10 protein-coding genes are annotated in these 14,221 nt (G+C 71.4%); 7 read left to right on the top strand and 3 right to left on the bottom strand.

What is annotated here, in order from left to right:
• Positions 1-26: 26 nt before the first annotated feature.
• The gene (hutC, locus tag QC818_RS02595; RefSeq protein ID WP_309651283.1) at positions 27-737 is read left to right on the top strand and encodes a histidine utilization repressor; all 711 of its coding nucleotides are present in this window, start codon (positions 27-29) and stop codon (positions 735-737) included.
• A gap of 91 nt (positions 738-828) precedes the next feature.
• On the opposite strand, the gene QC818_RS02590 is transcribed toward hutC, so the two are convergent.
• A complete protein-coding gene (locus QC818_RS02590) occupies positions 829-2,157 on the bottom strand; it encodes a YjiH family protein (RefSeq protein ID WP_309651282.1) in 1,329 nt (442 codons plus the stop codon).
• A 283-nt stretch (positions 2,158-2,440) separates the two neighbouring features.
• On the opposite strand from QC818_RS02590, the gene hutI reads away from it, so the two are divergent.
• The 6 genes from hutI to QC818_RS02560 all read left to right on the top strand — a co-directional run bounded on the left by hutI (position 2,441) and on the right by QC818_RS02560 (position 11,029).
• On the top strand, positions 2,441-3,658 hold the full coding sequence (gene hutI / locus QC818_RS02585; RefSeq protein WP_309651281.1) for an imidazolonepropionase: 1,218 nt from the start codon (positions 2,441-2,443) through the stop codon (positions 3,656-3,658).
• Positions 3,648-4,607, top strand: coding sequence for a formimidoylglutamase (gene hutG / locus QC818_RS02580; protein WP_309651280.1), 960 nt, complete (start codon positions 3,648-3,650; stop codon positions 4,605-4,607). Before hutI ends, hutG begins: the two co-directional genes overlap by 11 nt.
• 54 nt (positions 4,608-4,661) lie before the next feature.
• Positions 4,662-6,350 (top strand): urocanate hydratase, encoded by a 1,689-nt coding sequence (gene hutU / locus QC818_RS02575; protein WP_309651279.1) that lies wholly within the window; start codon positions 4,662-4,664, stop codon positions 6,348-6,350.
• A gap of 74 nt (positions 6,351-6,424) precedes the next feature.
• Positions 6,425-7,957 carry a histidine ammonia-lyase gene (gene hutH, locus QC818_RS02570; protein ID WP_309651278.1) on the top strand — a complete coding sequence of 511 codons (1,533 nt, stop codon included), beginning with the start codon at positions 6,425-6,427 and terminating at the stop codon, positions 7,955-7,957.
• Between the two features lie 87 nt (positions 7,958-8,044).
• Positions 8,045-9,391, top strand: coding sequence for a Na+/H+ antiporter family protein (locus QC818_RS02565; protein WP_309651277.1), 1,347 nt, complete (start codon positions 8,045-8,047; stop codon positions 9,389-9,391).
• Positions 9,392-9,694: 303 nt separating this feature from the next.
• A complete protein-coding gene (locus QC818_RS02560; protein WP_309651276.1) occupies positions 9,695-11,029 on the top strand; it encodes a Na+/H+ antiporter family protein in 1,335 nt (444 codons plus the stop codon).
• A 138-nt stretch (positions 11,030-11,167) separates the two neighbouring features.
• Here the strand turns inward: QC818_RS02560 and QC818_RS02555 are convergent, their stop codons facing one another.
• Together QC818_RS02555 and hrpB are read right to left on the bottom strand one after the other, a co-directional pair.
• On the bottom strand, positions 11,168-11,623 hold the full coding sequence (locus QC818_RS02555; RefSeq protein ID WP_309651275.1) for a YchJ family protein: 456 nt from the start codon (positions 11,621-11,623) through the stop codon (positions 11,168-11,170).
• 40 nt (positions 11,624-11,663) lie between these two features.
• Entirely contained in the window at positions 11,664-14,114 is a 2,451-nt protein-coding gene (gene hrpB, locus QC818_RS02550; RefSeq protein WP_309651274.1) for an ATP-dependent helicase HrpB, read from the bottom strand.
• Positions 14,115-14,221: the final 107 nt, after the last annotated feature.

Raw genomic sequence — 14,221 nt, 5'->3', positions numbered from 1 at the left:
CACCAGTGAAGGATTCACGGCCGACCATGGGCAGCACTCTCCCGCTCTACCTGAAGATCCAGCAGCACCTGCTCGAGAAGATTCACGGCGGCGACTGGCCTCCCCATCACCAGATCCCCCCCGAGGAGCAGCTGGCCCGGGACTTCGGCGTCAGCCGCATGACCGCGAACAAGGCCATCCGCGACCTGGTGCAGCAGGGCTACCTGACCCGGCAACCGGGCGTCGGCACCTTCGTCACCGACCACAAGGCGGAGTCCTCGCTGGTCGAGGTGCACAATATCGCCGCCGAGGTCGCGGGCCGCGGCCATGCCTACGACAGCCAGGTGCTGGCCGCCGAGGCCCTGGACGCCAACGACGAGGTCTCCATGCGTCTGGGGGTGCGCCTCGGCACCCGGGTCTTCCACACGCTGATCGTCCACCGCGAGGACGGCGTGCCCATCCAGCTGGAGGATCGCTACGTCAATCCCCGCGAGGTGCCCCACTACCTGGCCACCGACTTCAGCCGCCAGACTCCCAACGAGGTGCTGGAGGCGGCCTGCCCGATCAGCGACGTGGAACACGTGGTCGAGGCGGTGCTCGTCGACCCGACCACCGCCGAGCGACTCGAGATGGCCGCCGACCAGCCCTGCCTGCGCATGATCCGGCGCACCTGGTCCGGCGACCACCTGGTCAGCTACGCGCGACTGCTGCACCCCGGCGACCGCTACAAGCTGCGCTCCTCGCTGCATACCGCCTGACCGCCCCGCCCGACGCGACGAGGCCGGTGGCGTGTCGCCACCGGCCTCGTCGCTCGTCCATGTCGTGGGCGTGGGCCGACGCCGCCGCGGGTCAGCCGCCCAGGCCCTGGACCAGATAGCCGGTGGGCACCGCCAGCAGCAGGCTCAGCGCCACCCGCAGGAACCACACCACCACGATCCGCCCCACCGACAGCGGGATGCTGGTGGACAGGATGCAGGGAATCGAGGCGGAGAAGAACAGCACCGCGGATACCGACACCACGCCGGTGGCGAAGCGCGCCACGAAGCCGGCCTCGCCCATCAGCAGCGCCGGCAGGAACATCTCGGCCAGCCCCGCCGCCGCGGCTTGAGCCAGCTCCGCCGCCTCCGGGATGCCCCAGACGGCGACGAAGGGATAGAACAGCCAGCCCAGCCATTCGAAGACCGGTGTGTACTTGGCCAGCAGCAGCCCGGCCAGGCCCACCGACATGATCGACGGCAGGATGCTGATGGCCATCACCAGCCCCTCGCGGAAATTCAGCGCCACGCTGGCCGGCAGGCTCGGCGCCCTGGCGGCCACGTCCAGGCCGGTGCGCCAGGCCGTGGACAAGCGCTCGCCGCGCCGAGCCTCGGGCTCGGGATCGGTCTTGGTGTCGTCCATGCCGGCCAGCGGCGGGATGCGCACGGTGATGGCGGTGACCAGGAAGGTGATGGCCAGGGTCAGCCAGAAGTAGGCGTTCCAGGCGCTCATCAGGTCCAGGGTCTTGGCGACGATGATCATGAAGGTCGCCGAGACCGTGGAGAAGCCGGTGGCGATGATCGCCGCCTCCCGCGCCGAATACTCGCCCGCCCGGTAGACCCGGTTGGTGATCAGCAGGCCGATGGAATAGCTGCCCACGAAGGAGGCCACGGCGTCGATGGCGCTGCGCCCCGGGGTGCGCCAGATCGGCCGCATCACCGGCTGCACCAGCACGCCGATCAGCTCGAGCAGCCCGTAGCTGATCAGCAGGGCCAGGAAGACCGCGCCGATCGGCACGATCAGCCCCACCGGGATCACCAGCTTGTCGAACAGGAAGGGCAGCATGTCCGGGGTGTGCAGGAAGGCCGGCCCCCAGCCGGTGAGCGCCAGCACCGCCGTGGCAATGCCGGCGAACTTCAGCAGCGTGAAGATCAGGTCGGTCGGCGTGCGCCGCCAGCTACCCTTGTAGAGGGGATAGAGGGCGCCGGCCACGATCAGCGCCAGGGCATAGAGGCCGCTGGCCTCGCCCAGCAGGGCCCGGGCGCCGGTGACCATGTGATCCAGGGGAATGGTGGTCTTGCCCCCCAGGGTCAGGGGCACGAAGAAGATCAGCACGCCCAGCAGGCTGGGCAGCAGGAGTTTCAGCACGACGGCCGGCGAGGGTCGCCGCGACGACGTCGAGACCGGGGTACGGGTGGACATGAGGCTCTCCAGGGTTGTCGTTGTGATGCCGGCGCCGGCCGGCCTTAATGTATATACATTATCCGGCCAGTCGACGCCAACGGCGCCCCGCCGCTCGCCCTTATACTTTGGTATAAGCGCCGCGCCGCGATCCTGCCTCGTCCGGCCTTTTACGATATAAGCACTTGTTTTTATTGATCTTTAATAGGGTCGCCAGGCTCCGAAAGCGATCGCTCACCGGGGGTGACGGCGTCGCGAGGATCGGCTAGCATTTGTATATACATTGCCCTGCCGGAGAGCCACCATGACCCAGACCTCACCGCAACGCCTGCTATGGCGCGACGTCACCGTCTTCGATGGTCTCGACAGCGGCGCCGAGCCCATGGCCGTGATCGTCGAGGACGGCGTCATCGCCAGCCTGACCCCGATGCGGGACTTCGACGAACGCCGGGCCGACGGCTGCCGCGACATGGGGCGCGGCGGCGTGATGACCCCCGGCCTGGTGGACTGTCACACCCATATCGTCTTCGGCGGCGGTCGCGCCGACGAGTTCGAGGCGCGCCTCGAGGGCGTGAGCTACGAGGAGATCGCCCGCCGCGGCGGCGGCATCCTGAGCACCGTCAACGCCACCCGCGAGGCCGACGAGGCCACCCTCTTCGCCGCCGCCCTGCCCCGCCTCGACGCCATGATCGCCGATGGCGCCACCACGGTGGAGATCAAGTCGGGCTATGGCCTGAGCGTCGCCGACGAGCTGAAGATGCTGCGCGTCGCCCGCCGACTGGGCGAGGCGCGCCCGGTGCGCATCGTCACCACCCTGCTCGGCGCCCACGCCCTGCCGCCGGAGTACCGGGACGACAGCGACGCCTATGTCGACCTGGTCTGCGAGGAGATGATCCCGGCGGCGGCCGCCGAGGGCCTGGCCGACGCCGTCGACGTCTTCTGCGAGAAGATCGCCTTCTCGGTGGCCCAGTGCGAGCGCATCTTCCGCGCCGCCGAGGCGCACGGGCTGCCGATCAAGGCTCACGCCGAACAGCTCTCCAACCTCGGCGGCAGCGCCCTGGCCGCCCGCCACGGGGCGCTGTCCGCCGACCACATCGAATACCTGGACCAGGCCGGCATCGACGCCATGCGCGAGGCCGGCACGGTCGCCGTCATCCTGCCCGGCGCCTTCCACACCCTGCGCGAGACCCAGCAGCCGCCCATCGAGGCCCTGCGCCGCGCCGGCGTGCCGATGGCCGTGGCCACCGACGCCAACCCCGGCAGCTCGCCGCTGTTCATGCCCAGCCTGATGCTCAACCTGGCCTGCACCCTCTTCCGCCTCACGCCCCGGGAGGCCCTGGCCGGCATGACCGCCCACGGTGCCGCCGCCCTGGGCCTGGGCGAGCTGGGTCGCCTGCGCGAGGGCGCCCCCGCCGACCTCTGCGTCTGGAACCTCGACTCGCCCGCCGAGCTGGCCTACGCCGTGCAGCCGGGCCGCCTGCGCCATCGCGTCTTCCAGGGAGCCGTCAGCCATGCCCACTGAAACCGCCAAGCCCGTGGAGATCGACATGACCCCCTGGCAAGGCCGCACCGACCCGGAGCCGGACAGCGAGCGCTGGCACCAGCGGATCCGGCCCCTGACGGCGGACGCCGAGCGCGGCAGCGTGCTGGTCGGCTTCGCCAGCGACGCCGGGGTGGCGCGCAACCAGGGCCGCACCGGCGCCGCCGCGGGCCCCGCCGCGATCCGCCGGGCCCTGGCCCCGCTGGCCTGGCACCGGGAAGGCCCCGCCTTCGACGCCGGCGACGTGCGCTGCCAGGGCGATGCCCTCGAGGCCGCCCAGGACGCCCTGGCCGGCCGCCTGGCCCCGCTGCTTGACGCCGGCCACCTGCCGATCGTGCTGGGCGGCGGCCACGAGGTGGCCTACGCCAGCTGGTCGGGCCTGGCCCGCCATCTCGAGGCGCGGGAGGCCGCGCCGCGCATCGGCATCATCAACTTCGATGCCCACTTCGACCTGCGCGACCCGGCCCATGTGCGCTCCTCCGGGACGCCCTTCGCCCAGATCGCCGAGCAGAGCCGGGATCGCGGCTGGCCCTTCCGCTACGCCTGCCTGGGCGTCAGCCGGGCCGCCAACACCCGCGCGCTGTTCGCCCGCGCCGAGGCCCTCGACGTGCTGGTCCGCGAGGATCGCGAGTTCGACGCCCGGCGTCTCGACGCCCTGCGCCGTGACCTCGAGCGCTTCATCGCCCGCTGCGATCACGTCTACCTGACCATCGACCTGGACGTGCTGCCCGCCGCCGAGGCCCCGGGAGTCAGCGCCCCCGCCGCCCGGGGGGTATCCCTGGCCCTGCTCGAGCCGCTGCTCGAGGCGATCCGCGACAGCGGCAAGCTGCGCCTGGCCGACCTGGCCGAGCTGAATCCCGATTTCGACCTGGACGCCCGCACCGCCAAGGCGGCGGCCCGGCTCGTCCATCTCCTGACCCTGAACGGCTGAATCGGCATCCGGCCGTCAGCCCCCTTACCGCGAGACCCAGCGAGGAATCCGAGCATGTCCCATACCGACAAGCGCCACGACCCCAGCCGCCAGATCGCCGCCCCCACCGGGCCCGAGCTGTCCTGCAAGAGCTGGCTCACCGAAGCGCCGCTGCGCATGCTGATGAACAACCTGCACCCGGACGTCGCCGAGCGCCCCGAGGACCTGGTGGTCTACGGCGGCATCGGCCGCGCCGCCCGGGACTGGGAGTGCTTCGACAAGATCGTCGAGACCCTGCAGCGCCTGGAGGACCACCAGTCCCTGCTCATCCAGTCCGGCAAGCCCGTGGCCGTCTTCGAGACCCACAAGGACGCCCCCCGGGTGCTGATCGCCAACTCCAACCTGGTGCCGGCCTGGGCCAACTGGGAGCACTTCAACGAGCTGGATCGCAAGGGCCTGATGATGTACGGCCAGATGACCGCCGGCTCCTGGATCTACATCGGCTCCCAGGGCATCGTCCAGGGCACCTACGAGACCTTCGTCGAGGCCGGCCGCCAGCATTACGACGGCGACCTCAAGGGCCGCTGGATCCTCACCGCCGGCCTCGGCGGCATGGGCGGCGCCCAGCCGCTGGCCGCCACCCTGGCCGGCGCCTGCTCACTGAACATCGAGTGCCAGCAATCCAGCCTCGACTTCCGCCTGCGCACCCGCTACCTGGACGAGCAGGCCGAGGACCTGGACGACGCCCTGGCCCGCCTCGAGCGCTACACCGCCGAGGGCAAGGCCATCTCCATCGGCCTGTGCGCCAACGCCGCCGACATCCTGCCGGAACTCGTGCGCCGCGGGGTTCGGCCGGACATGGTCACCGACCAGACCAGCGCCCACGACCCGCTGCACGGCTACCTGCCGTCCGGCTGGACCTGGGACGACTACGTGGCCCGCGGCAAGGCCGAGCCCGAGGCCACCGTCAAGGCCGCCAAGCGGTCCATGGCGGTGCACGTGCGCGCCATGCTCGACTTCCAGAAGATGGGCATCCCGACCTTCGACTACGGCAACAACATCCGCCAGATGGCCCAGGAAGAGGGCGTCGACAACGCCTTCGACTTCCCCGGCTTCGTGCCGGCCTACATCCGGCCGCTGTTCTGCCAGGGCATCGGCCCCTTCCGCTGGGCCGCGCTGTCCGGCGACCCCGAGGACATCTACAAGACCGACGCCAAGGTCAAGGAGCTGATCCCGGACGACGCCCACCTGCACAACTGGCTGGACATGGCCCGCGAGCGGATCGCCTTCCAGGGCCTGCCGGCGCGCATCTGCTGGGTCGGCCTCAAGGACCGCGCCCGCCTCGGCCAGGCCTTCAACGAGATGTACCGCAACGGCGAGCTCAAGGCGCCGGTGGTGATCGGCCGCGACCACCTGGACTCCGGCTCGGTGGCCAGCCCCAACCGCGAGACCGAGGCGATGATGGACGGCTCCGACGCCGTCTCCGACTGGCCGCTGCTCAACGCCCTGCTCAACACCGCCGGCGGCGCCACCTGGGTGTCGCTGCACCACGGCGGCGGCGTGGGCATGGGCTACTCCCAGCACGCCGGGGTGGTGATCGTCGCCGACGGCACCGACGACGCCCACGCCCGCCTGGGCCGGGTGCTGCGCAACGATCCGGGCACCGGCGTGATGCGCCACGCCGATGCCGGCTACGACATCGCCAAGCGCTGCGCCGCGGAGAACGGCCTCGACCTGCCGATGGTCGACGCCACCCAGCGCTGAGCCCGACCCGGCCCGCGACCGTCGCCCGCCGGCGGCGGTCGCGCCCCTTCCACACGACTGCGAGTGACACCGCCATGTCCCATATCCAGATCCAGCCCGGCCAGATGACCCTGGCCCAGGCCCGCCAGGCCTTCCAGGCCCCGGTCACGGTCGACCTGCCCGCCGGCGCCGACGCCGACATCCAGAAGGCCGTCGACTGCGTCGACCGGGTGATCGCCGAGGACCGCACCGTCTACGGCATCAACACCGGCTTCGGCCTGCTGGCCCAGACCCGCATCGAGCAGGACCAGCTCGAGAACCTGCAGCGCTCCCTGGTGCTCTCCCACGCCACCGGCGTCGGCGAGGCCATGGACGACGACCTGGTGCGCCTGATCATGGTGCTCAAGGTCAACAGCCTGGCGCGCGGCTTCTCCGGCATCCGCCGCGAGGTGCTGGACGCCCTGGTGGCGCTGATCAACGCCGGGATCTACCCGCATATCCCGCTCAAGGGCTCGGTCGGCGCCTCCGGTGACCTGGCGCCGCTGGCCCATATGAGCGTGGTGCTGCTCGGCGAGGGCAAGGCCCGCCATCAAGGCGAATGGCTGCCGGCCATTGATGCGCTGGCGATCGCCGGCCTCGAGCCGCTGGCCCTGGCGCCCAAGGAGGGCCTGGCCCTGCTCAACGGCACCCAGGTCTCCACCGCCTACACCCTCAAGGGGCTGTTCGAGGCCGAGGACCTGTTCGCCGCGGCCACCGTCTGCGGCTCGCTCACCGTGGAGGCGACCCTGAGCTCGCGCTCGCCCTTCGACGCCCGCATCCACGAGGTGCGCGGCCAGCGCGGCCAGATCGACGCCGCCGGCGCCTACCGCCACCTGCTGGGCAGCCGCAGCGAGGTCAGCGACTCCCACGCCAACTGCGGCAAGGTCCAGGACCCCTACTCCCTGCGCTGCCAGCCCCAGGTGATGGGCGCCGCCCTGACCCAGATCCGCCAGGCCGCCGAGGTGCTGGGCATCGAGATCAACGCGGTGTCCGACAACCCGCTGGTGTTCGCCGCCGAGGGCGACGTCATCTCCGGCGGCAACTTCCACGCCGAGCCGGTGGCCATGGCCGCCGACAACCTGGCGCTGGCCATCGCCGAGATCGGCTCGCTCACCGAGCGCCGGGTCTCGCTGATGATGGACAAGCACATGTCCCAGCTGCCGCCCTTCCTGGTGGAGAACGGCGGGGTCAACTCCGGCTTCATGATCGCCCAGGTCACCGCCGCGGCCCTGGCCAGCGAGAACAAGGCGCTGGCCCATCCGCACAGCGTCGACAGCCTGCCCACCTCGGCCAACCAGGAGGATCACGTCTCCATGGCGCCGGCCGCCGGCAAGCGCCTGTGGGAGATGGCCGACAACGTGCGCGGCATCCTCGCCATCGAGTGGCTGGCCGCCTGCCAGGGCCTCGACTTCCGCGACGGCCTGGCCACCACCGAGCCGCTGGAGCAGGCCCGCCGGACCCTGCGCGAGCGCGTCGCCTACTACGACAAGGACCGCTTCTTCGGCCCGGACCTCGAGGCCGCCGGCGAGCTGCTGAAGACCCGCCCCCTCAGCCGCCTGGTGCCCGCCGAGCTGCTGCCCAGCCACTGATGCCACGCCCTGCCGTCCACCCCTCGCGGTGGACGGCTCCTACGCCTTTCCAATAACAAGCATCGATTCTCGAGGGATATCAACAACATGAATGCAGTCGTCCTGGCCATCCTGGTGATGGTCGTGCTAAGTCTCGCCCGGGTGTCCGTGGTCTTCGCCCTGATCGCCGCCACCCTGGTGGGCGGCCTCTATGCCGGCATGCCGGTCAGCGAGATCATGAACGCCTTCAACGACGGCCTCGGCAATGGCGCCACCGTGGCCATCTCCTATGCGGTGCTCGGCGCCTTCGCCGTGGCGCTGTCCCGCTCCGGCATCACCCAGATGCTGTCCCAGAAGGCCATCGCCAAGCTGCATCTCGATGAGGGCATCCCCCATCGCAAGACGATCGTCTTCGCCCTGCTCGGGATCCTGCTGGCTGCCTCGGTGAGCTCCCAGAACCTGATCCCGGTGCACATCGCCTTCATCCCGGTGCTGGTGCCGCCGCTGCTCAAGCTGATGAACCACCTCAAGCTCGACCGCCGCGCGGTGGCCTGCGTGATCACCTTCGGCATCACCGCCCCCTACATGCTGCTGCCGGTGGGCTTCGGCTCGATCTTCCTCAACGACATCCTGCTGGCCAACCTCAACGAGGCCGGCGCCGCCCTGGGCCTCACGGTCACCGCCGACATGGTGCCGATGGCCATGATCGTGCCCATCGGCGGCATGCTCCTGGGGCTGCTGGTCGCCACCGGGTTCAGCTATCGCGGCAAGCGCGAGTACCAGGACCTGGACCTGTCCCATGGCGACGAGACCCCGGCCCAGGCCGCCGGCCACCTCAAGCCCTGGCAACTCGGCGTCCTGGCGATCGCCCTGGGCGGCACCGTCGCCACCCAGCTGATCACCGGCTCCATGGTGCTCGGCGGCATCTTCGGCTTCGCCCTGCTGTCGGTGAGCCGCGTCTTCCACTGGCACGAGCAGGACGGCATCTTCACCGAGGGCATGCGCATGATGGCCCTGGTCGGCTTCATCATGATCTCGGCGGCCGGCTTCGCCAGCGTCATGGAGGCCAGCGGCGAGGTCGAGGCCCTGGTGGAGAGCTCCGCCGCCCTGATCGGCGACAACAAGGGCCTGGCCGCGCTGATCATGCTGCTGGTGGGGCTGTTCATCACCATGGGCATCGGCTCGTCGTTCTCGACCATTCCGATCATCGCCTCGCTGTACGTGCCGCTGGCCATCAACTTCGGCTTCTCGCCGATGGCCACCGTGGCCCTGGTGGGCACCGCCGCCGCCCTGGGCGACGCCGGCTCGCCGGCCTCGGACTCCACCCTCGGGCCCACCGCCGGCCTCAACGCCGACGGCCAGCACGACCACATCTGGGACAGCGTGGTGCCGACCTTCCTGCACTACAACATCCCGCTGATCGCCTTCGGCTGGCTCGCCGCCATGACCCTGTGAGCCCCGCACCGGCCCGCCCCGGGCCGGTGCCCCTCCCTCCGCGTTCCGGCAGGGCAATCGCAGTTGGGTCCAACGAGGGCGCCGGGGACAGGTCGAAGAGGGGGTCCTACGCCATGGATGGCGTCGGTAGCGCCCATGGAGGGGTTCACAGCGCCCCCTCGCAGACCTGTCGACGAATCAGCCCCGAGCGATAACGCTAACTGCGATAGCCCTGCCCGTTCCGGCGCTTCCCTGGCGTCGCGGGCCCAGATGGCTACAATGGGCGCTTCGCCCGCCATCCGACGTCGCCTGCAAGGAACGCTCATGAATGCCATCGTGCTCGCCATCCTGGTCATGGTCACCCTCAGCCTGATGCGGGTGTCCGTGGTCTTCGCGCTCATCGCCGCCACCCTGGTCGGCGGCCTCTACGCCGGCATGCCGATCGGCGCGATCATGGACGCCTTCAACGACGGCCTCGGCAATGGCGCCACCGTGGCCATCTCCTACGCCGTGCTCGGCGCCTTCGCGGTGGCCCTGTCACGCTCCGGCATCACCCAGCTGCTGTCCCAGAAGGCCATCGCCGGCCTGCACCTGGACGAGGGCATCCCCCGCCGCGGGGCGATCGTCTTCGCCCTGCTCGGCGTGCTGCTGGCCTTCTCGATCAGCTCCCAGAACCTGATCCCGGTGCACATCGCCTTCATCCCGGTGCTGGTGCCGCCGCTGCTCAAGCTGATGAACCACCTCAAGCTCGACCGTCGCGCCGTGGCCTGCGTGATCACCTTCGGCATCACCGCCCCCTACATGCTGCTGCCGGTGGGCTTCGGCTCGATCTTCCTGCACGACATCCTGCTGACCAACCTCAACGACAACGGCCTGGACGTCGCCGCGGGTATGGTGCCCACGGCGATGATCGTGCCCATCGGCGGCATGGCCCTGGGCCTGGCCGTGGCCGTGCTGCTGAGCTATCGCGGCAAGCGGGACTACCAGGACCGCGACCTGGCCCACGGCGACGAGACGCCCGCCGAGGCCGCGAGCCACCTCAAGCCCTGGCAGATGGGCGTGCTGGCCCTGGCCCTGGTGGGCACCGTGGCCGTGCAGCTGATGAGCGGCTCCATGGTGCTCGGCGGGCTGTTCGGCTTCGCCCTGCTGTCGGTGAGCGGCGTCTTCCACTGGCACGAGCAGGACGACATCTTCACCGAGGGCATGCGCATGATGGCCCTGGTCGGCTTCATCATGATCGCCGCGGCCGGCTTCGCCAGCGTCATGCAGGCCAGCGGCGAGGTCGAGACCCTGGTGGCCAGCTCCACCGCGCTGATCGGCGACAACAAGGGCCTGGCCGCGCTGATCATGCTGCTGGTGGGGCTGTTCATCACCATGGGCATCGGCTCGTCCTTCTCGACCATTCCGATCATCGCCTCGCTGTACGTGCCTCTGGCCATCAACTTCGGCTTCTCGCCGATGGCCACCATCGCCCTGGTGGGCACCGCCGCCGCCCTGGGCGACGCCGGCTCGCCGGCCTCGGACTCCACCCTCGGCCCCACCGCCGGCCTCAACGCCGACGGCCAGCACGACCACATCTGGGACAGCGTGGTGCCCACCTTCCTGCACTACAACGTCCCGCTGATCGCCTTCGGCTGGCTCGCCGCCATGACGCTCTAGCCCGGGCGTCGCCCGGGAGCCGGAAGCGGTAAGCCTGAAGCTGTAAGACAAGACTCCCCCGCTGCGCTGGGTGAACTGCTCCGAACACCGGGGCAGTTCATTTAACCGACAGGGCCGCTTGCCTCCAACCTTGGGGAACTAGCCTGTCACGCAGCAGGCCTTGCCCTTATTCCCGCTGCCGCAGGGGCAGGGAGCGTTGCGGCCAGGCTTAAGCCGCGTCACCGAGGGCGTACCGTCCAGGTAGACCCAGCGGCCCGCCTCGCGACGAAAGCGGGAGATCTCCTCCAGCACGCCCCAGCGGCGCCCCTCTCGGAAGGTGGCGCGAAAGTGCACCCGGCCCTCGTCCCCGGTCTCCCGATGATCGAGGATTTGCAGGCGCACCCACTGGGTCGGGTCATCGTCCGGCAGGGCCGCCGGCCGGGTCTCGAGCGCCCAGCTTTGCAGCAGGTAGTCGGTCAGGCCCAGGGCGAAGGCGCTATAGCGCGAGCGCATCAACGCCTCGGGCGTGGGCGCCGGCTCGCCATCGTGGTAACGGCCGCAGCAGGCGGCGAGCGGCCGGCCGCTGCCGCAGGGGCAGTCGTTGGAAGTCGTCATCGGGGGTATCCGTCGTGAAAACGTACTTGGCGAAACGCGCTCAGGCGCCCCGCCGCTTGGTGCGCGCGGTGGCCTCGGCGGACCAGGGGTCTTCCGGCCAGGGGTGCTTGGGGTAGCGGCCGCGCATGTCCTTGCGCACCTCCGGGTAGCCGTTGGCCCAGAAGCTCGCCAGGTCCGCCGTGACCTGCAACGGGCGACGGGCCGGCGACAGCAGGTGCAGCAGCGGCGCCACCCGGCCGTCGACCAGCCGCGGCGCCTCCCGCCAGCCGAACACCTCCTGGAGCTTGACCGCCAGCACCGGCGTCCCGTCCCGGTAGTCCAGGCGGATCCGCGAGCCGCTGGGCACCCTCAGGTGGGTCGGCGTCAACTCGTCGAGGCGGGTCCGCGATCGCCAGTCCAGGCGGTCCAGAAGGATCCGTGAGAACGGCAGCCGCTCGACCTCGTCGAGCCGGCTCAGCCCCTGGAGATAGGGCCCGAGCCAGGCCTCCAGGTCGTCGAGCAGCGCCTGATCGGACCAGTCCGGCCAGGTCTCGCCCAGTTCGTGGCGCAGCAGCGCCACCCGGGCGCGCAGCTGCTCGGCCTGCTCGTCGAATGCCAGGCCGCGGCGCCGCACCGCCTCGAGCAGGGCTCGGCGCACCGCCTCGGGGTCCGGCGCCGGCAACGGCCGGCGTTCCAGCACCACCGCCCCCAGGCCCCGGCGTCGCTCGCCGACCAGCCGGCCGCGCTCCTCGGACCATTCCAGGTGCTCCCGCCACTCGCCGGCCTCGGGATGCAGCGCCGGCAGGCGATCGGGGTCCAGGGCCGCGGCGCGGAAGATGCGCCCGCCCCCGCCCTCGCCGTCCAGGGCCACCGCCACCAGCAGCTCGGCATGGGCCAGGGGGTGGGCCTCGGGCAGCGTGGCCTGTCCCCCGCCGGCCAGGCGGAAGCGTCCCGGGGCGAGGCGCTGGGCGATACGCTCCGGCCAGGCCAGGGCCAGCAGCTCGCCCAGGGGCGCCAGGCTCGGCGCCGCCAGGCGGCGGCCCATCCGGCGCGCCAGGCGCTCGGCGTCGCGCCGCCAGGCGCGATCCTCGCCGGGCGCGGCGAAACGCCGCTCCAGGGCGGCGGCCAGGTCCCGCTCGTCGTCGCCGTCGCGCCCCTCGAGCAGCGCCGCCAGGCCGCAGGCCAGGCTCTCGGCGTCGAGCTCGGCGGCCCGCTCCAGCATCACCGCCAGGCGCGGATGCACCGGCCAGCGGCCGCAGGCGCGGCCGAGCGGCGTCAGGCGGTGCGCGGCGTCCAGCACGCCGAGGCGGATCAGCAGCTCGCGCCCCGCCGCCAGGGCGCCCGACGGCGGCAGGGTGATCCAGGTCAGGGCATCGGGGTCGGCGATGCCCCAGCGGGCCAGCTCGAAGGCCAGCGGCGCCAGGTCGGCCTGGCGAATCTCCGGCTCCCGGTCCGGGGCCAGGGGCTGCTCCTCGGCCCACAGCCGGTAGCAGACCCCGGGGCCCTGGCGTCCGGCGCGGCCACGGCGCTGGTCGGCGCTGGCGCGGTTGACCCGCCGGGTCTCGAGGCGCGTGAGACCGGTGCGCGGCTGGAAGACCGGAAGGCGCTCGCGGCCGGCGTCGATCACCAGGCGCACCCCGGGCACGGTGACGCTGGACTCGGCGATGGCGGTGGCCAGCACCACCCGGCGGCGGCCCTCGGAATCCGCGGCCAGGGCGCGGCGCTGGGCGTCCAGCGGCAGCCGCCCATGGAGTTCGCGGATCGCCACCTCCGGCAGCCGCTCGGCCAGGCGGCTCGCCAGGCGGCGGATCTCGCCGACCCCGGGCAGGATCACCAGGGCATCGCCGGCGTCGGCGGCCAGGGCCTCGGCGACCACCGCCGCCTGGTGGCGGGCCGCCTCGTCCCGGGCCCGGGGCGGCCGGTGGCGGGTCTCGACGGGGTACTGGCGGCCGGGGCAATCGATCACCGGCGTGGCCTCGCCGAGCGCCGCGGTCAGCCCGGCGACGTCCAGGGTCGCCGACATCACCAGCAGGCGCAGGTCGTCGCGCGCCGAGCGGGCGTCCAGGGTCAGCGCCAGGCCGAGATCGGCTTCCAGGCTGCGCTCGTGGAACTCGTCGAAGATCACCCCGGCCACGCCCTCGAGCAGGGGATCGTCCTGGAGCATCCGGGTCAGCACCCCCTGGGTCACCACCTCGAGCCGGGTGCCCGGCCCCACCCGGGACTCCCCGCGCATCCGGTAGCCCACGGTCTCGCCGACCCCTTCACCCAGGGCCTCGGCCATGTGGCCGGCGGCCAGCCGCGCGGCCACCCGGCGCGGCTCCAGCAGCAGCAGCCGCCGCCCGCGACACCAGTCGGCGTCGAGCAGCGCCAGGGGCACCCGGGTGGTCTTGCCGGCGCCGGGCTCGGCGACCAGCAGGGCCAGGCCCGAGGCCGCCAGGGCCTCCTTCACCGCCGGCAGGCGATGCTCGATCGGCAGTTCTGCAAGACCTGGCTGGTCAACGCTTCGCTTCATGCGCTCCTTCTCTCCTCGTCCGCGGCATGGCGCCGCTCGCGACGCCCCGCGGGCCTACTGGCTTCGTTGAATGCCGATACAAGGCGGCCGCTTGCCCGGCCTCTCCG

Source organism: Halomonas koreensis, from assembly GCF_031451675.1.
Taxonomy (GTDB): domain Bacteria; phylum Pseudomonadota; class Gammaproteobacteria; order Pseudomonadales; family Halomonadaceae; genus Halomonas; species Halomonas koreensis.
The sequence above is the reverse complement of the archived record's forward strand: the minus strand, read 5'-3'. Positions and strand labels throughout refer to the sequence as shown.